This is a genomic window from Clostridium tarantellae (genome assembly GCF_009295725.1).
In the GTDB taxonomy this organism is placed as follows: domain Bacteria; phylum Bacillota; class Clostridia; order Clostridiales; family Clostridiaceae; genus Sarcina; species Sarcina tarantellae.
In genome coordinates this window covers 1-4480 of the sequence record NZ_WHJC01000275.1, presented here as the reverse complement: position 1 = coordinate 4480, position 4480 = coordinate 1, and the positions used below count along the sequence as shown (strand labels likewise).

The 4480-nt window shown below is 28.8% G+C and carries 2 protein-coding genes; both read right to left on the bottom strand.

Annotation, left to right across the window (positions count from 1 at the left end):
- Positions 1-145 precede the first annotated feature (145 nt).
- Positions 146-1546, bottom strand: coding sequence for an alanine/glycine:cation symporter family protein (locus tag GBZ86_RS13085; RefSeq protein ID WP_152891328.1), 1401 nt, complete (start codon positions 1544-1546; stop codon positions 146-148).
- Between the two features lie 285 nt (positions 1547-1831).
- Positions 1832-4444 carry a transglycosylase domain-containing protein gene (locus GBZ86_RS13080; protein ID WP_152891326.1) on the bottom strand — a complete coding sequence of 871 codons (2613 nt, stop codon included), beginning with the start codon at positions 4442-4444 and terminating at the stop codon, positions 1832-1834.
- Between the last annotated feature and the right edge of the window lie 36 nt (positions 4445-4480).

Below are 4480 nucleotides of genomic sequence, written 5' to 3'. Positions count from 1 at the left end.
CTTTTTGCAAAATATTTTTTTTAAGCATAAGAATATTTTACCATAAATCCTAAACTCGTGGAGTTTGGGATTTATTTTTTTAAAGAAAAAAGGAGCTGTTCACTAATTATTTAGTGCGACAGCCCCTTTTATTTAAAATATATTATTACCATTCATCAGCATTTTTAAGTCCTGGAATAGAAGAGGCTTTAAATACAGGTTCTTTTATTCCTTGTTTTTTTTGATTAGTATAATCTTTAAGTGCAAGGAAAGCAAATTTTCCAAGTAAGATTATAGCTATAAGGTTTAATATTGCCATTAATCCCATAAATAAATCAGCTAAGTTCCAAACAATAGCTACTTCAGTTAAGGAACCAAACATAATCATGAAAATAACAAACATTCTATATATATTTAAAATTATTTTATTGTTTTTTATAAATTCAATATTTGATTGTCCGTAGTAAAAGTTCCCAACAATAGAACTAAATGCAAATAATAATATACAAAATGCTATAAAATATGTACCAAAAGCTCCAAGTTGAGAATTTAAAGCAGTTTGCGTCAATTCAATTCCAGTTAATGATGTGTTATTATAAGTACCTGAAACTAAAATAATAAATGCTGTACATGAACAAATAATTAGTGTATCAGTAAATACACCTAAAGTTTGAATTAAACCTTGTTTAACAGGATGAGATACCTCTGCTGTTGCAGCAGCGTTTGGAGCACTACCCATACCTGCTTCATTAGAAAATAATCCTCTTTTAACTCCTTGGGAAACAGCAGCACCAATACCACCAACAGCAAACTGTTTTATTCCAAATGCGCCTTCAAATATTAATTTAAATATGTTAGGAATTTGTTTGAAGTTGATTAATATAATGAATATGGCAACTAATATATAAGCAACTGCTAATATAGGAACTATAACTTCAGATACTTTTGCTATTCTATGAATTCCACCAAAAATAACTAACGCAGTAAGTATACATAAAATTATTCCTATAATTGTTTTATTTAATCCGAAAGCATTATTTAATGCTACAGTAATAGTATTAGCTTGCACTGCATTGAAAACTAAACCGAAACAGATAGTGATTAATATAGAAAAGATAATTCCCATCCATTTTTTGCCTAACCCTTTTTCCATATAATAAGCAGGACCACCTCTATAGGAATCTTTATCTTTTACTTTATATATTTGAGCAAGAGTACTTTCTACAAAACTTGATGCAGATCCGATTAATGCAATAAGCCACATCCAGAAAACCGCGCCAGGACCTCCAACTGAAATTGCAAAAGCAATACCAGCAATATTACCAGTTCCCACTCTAGATGCTGTACTTATACAAAATGCTTGAAATGAAGAAACTTGATTTTTGTCTTTTTTAGAATTAGGTCCAATACCATCTCCTAAAAGTCTAAACATTTCTTTTATGTATCTAAATTGTACGAATTTAGTTTTAAGTGTGAAAAATACACCTACGCATATTAATAAAGCTATAAGTATATAAGTCCATATAAAATTATTAGCTTCAATTACTAATTTATTTAATAATTCCATAGCATTACCCCCTTTTGTATTTTAAACCTAAATAAATAACATATAGAATATTTTAATACTAAATGTGCTAAAATGCAAGATGAAATAATAGTAAATTCAAAAAAAAAATAAAAATTTTATATCAGTTAAATAAATGTAGCTATAATAAGGGGTTAGCAACTGGTAGAAATTATAAAAAAAGTAACAACTGAATAATAAATAAGTTGTTACCTCAAATCGTTAATGAATAAAAATTTAAAGACTAAAAATAGACAAATCTATTCTTAGTCTTTATTGAAATGAAATTTATTGTTTATTTTGATTATTTCTCCAAAAAATAATATTTTTCTTTGGTTCAGAATTTATTCTTGTATTATTGTTTTCACCACTTGGTGGAATAGGTTTTAAAGCCTCATTATTGGGTATTTCAGGTTTATTATTTGAATCATCTGGTTTATTTTCATTTCCGGGTTTATTTTCGTTATTTGGTTTATTTTCATTTCCGGGTTTATTTTCGTTATTTGGTTTATTTTCATTTCCGGGTTTATTTTCGTTATTTGGTTTGTTATTATTTTCTGATGTATTTTCAAAATTATTTGGTTTAGTTGGTAAAGAACTCATATCATCATATTGTGTTGGAAGAACAAATTTTGAATCAAAAGTTCCGCTGTGATAATATGGTTTTTTTATAAAAATTCTTTGTTGTATTAAACTTTGAGGTGTTTTATTAGTTGCAAGTTTATTATTTAATTTATTTATATTTGCTTTAACATGAACATCACAAAGTTTAGATGGTACTTGACCTTCTATAAATAGGAAAGAATCAATTCTACCACCTCTAGAGTCAGCTTTACATAAGTCAGTAGCTAATAAACCAGAATCTTTACATACAGATGCAGTTACTAGTCCGGATGGTTGATGTATTTCTTTATAAGGAAGATCTTTATGAGCTGCTCCCATTACTTTTCCCCATAAAGTACCAGCTGTGTTACCACTTCCACCATTCATTGTTGTTGGTTGATCATATCCAATCCATACAGCAGCAGAGTAATATGGTGTTAATCCTGCAAACCAGTAATCTTTATTACCTGTTGTGGTACCAGTTTTACCTGCTACAGGTATGTTACCAAATTTAGCCCCTTTAGCTGAATAAGTAATAGGTCCTTTTAGCATATCATATAATATATATGCAGTTTGTGGAGAAATCACATTTGTTTTTTCAGCATTAGCTTCTAAAATTACATTTCCAGAACTATCTTCAACTTTTGTATATAATACAGGTTCCGTTAGTATTCCGTTATTTCCAAAGGCGCCAAAAGCAGCTGCCATTGTAAATACATTTCCACCATCTCTATCATTAGGGTCATTATTAAACTGACCTAAAGCCAGAGAGGAAATACTTGTTTGTGATTTAGAATTATACTTTAATCCAAATTTTTCTCCATAAGCTAAGGAATTTTTTAATCCAATTTCATCTACTACTTTAAGAGCTACTACGTTGTTAGATATTCTTAAAGCTTCTTTAAGAGTTAAATAGCCGTTATTTTTATGATTTTCATTTTTGGGAGCTGATGTATAGCCATATGATTTATATTTTTTAGCACTCCAAGGTGAATCATCTATTACAGTGGATGAATTCATTAGTTTAAGATCAATAGCTGGTGCATATACACTTAATGGTTTTGAAGATGAACCAGTAGGTCTTAAATCATAATAAGCTCTATTTAAAGACATAGCTGGTTGCGTACCTCTACCTCCAACTAAAGCTTTAACCTGACCATTATGATAATCCATTATGGAAACCGCAGCTTGAATTAGTGGTATACCATTTTTATCTTTTGCATCCTTGTTTGTTAAATTAGAAATAGGTAAATTTATTATGTTCTGAACGTTATCTTGCAATTTTTTATCCATAGTAGTATGGATTTTTAATCCACCATTTACAATAAGTTTATCAGCTTCTTCAGCAGAGTATTTTAATTTTTCTTGTAAATCTTTTTTAACTTCAGAAATAACAGGTCTAGAAAACCACTCGTATTCCATAGTTTGGAATTTTTCACCCTTTTCAAAAGTAAAACTTGTAGGAGATAAATCAGTAACTGCTTCATTAAACTCATTTTCTGAAATGTAACCTAATTCTAACATTTTACTAAGTACATTTTTAGTTCTATTAATATATGCTGATGGATCATCATTGTTTTTAGGATTAAAAGCATCTAATGCTGTAGGTGCCTGAGTTAATCCAGCTAAATAAGCACATTGAACTAAAGTTAAGCCATCTTTAATACTTTTATTAAAGAATCTCCAAGAGGCAGCTTCAATTCCGTATTGATGACCACCCATAGGAATTGTATTTAAGTAAGCAGTTAAAATTTCATCTTTACTTAATAATTCTTCAAGATTTATAGCTAAATATATTTCTTTTACTTTTCTTTTGATAGAAATCTCATTAGTTAAAATAGTGTTTTTAAGTAATTGTTGAGTTATAGTAGATGCTCCATGCAAACCTCTTTTACCTGAAAGAATATTTTGAATATCAATAATTAAAGCACCAACTATCCTTTTAACATCAATTCCTTTATGCGTATAAAAACGCTCATCTTCAATTGAAACGAAAGCGTTTTTTAAGTTTTGTGGTATATCTTCTGATTTTAGTACAAAACGTTGTTCAGTAGTAACAACATTAGACATAAATTCTCCTTTATCATCATACATGATAGAAGGTTGATTTAAAGATAGTACAGCATCTACATCTAAAGGTGGTGTACTTTTAATTATAGAGTAAATATAGCCTGCCCCTACCATAAATACAGTTATAGACAAAAATAAAACACTTAAAAAGAAAATTTTGAAAAATTTCTTTACTTTTGATTGAGGCTTATTTTGACTATTTTTATTTGTATCTTTATTTTCAGACATAAAATCCTCCTAAACAATTTTAATAAACATGATTAC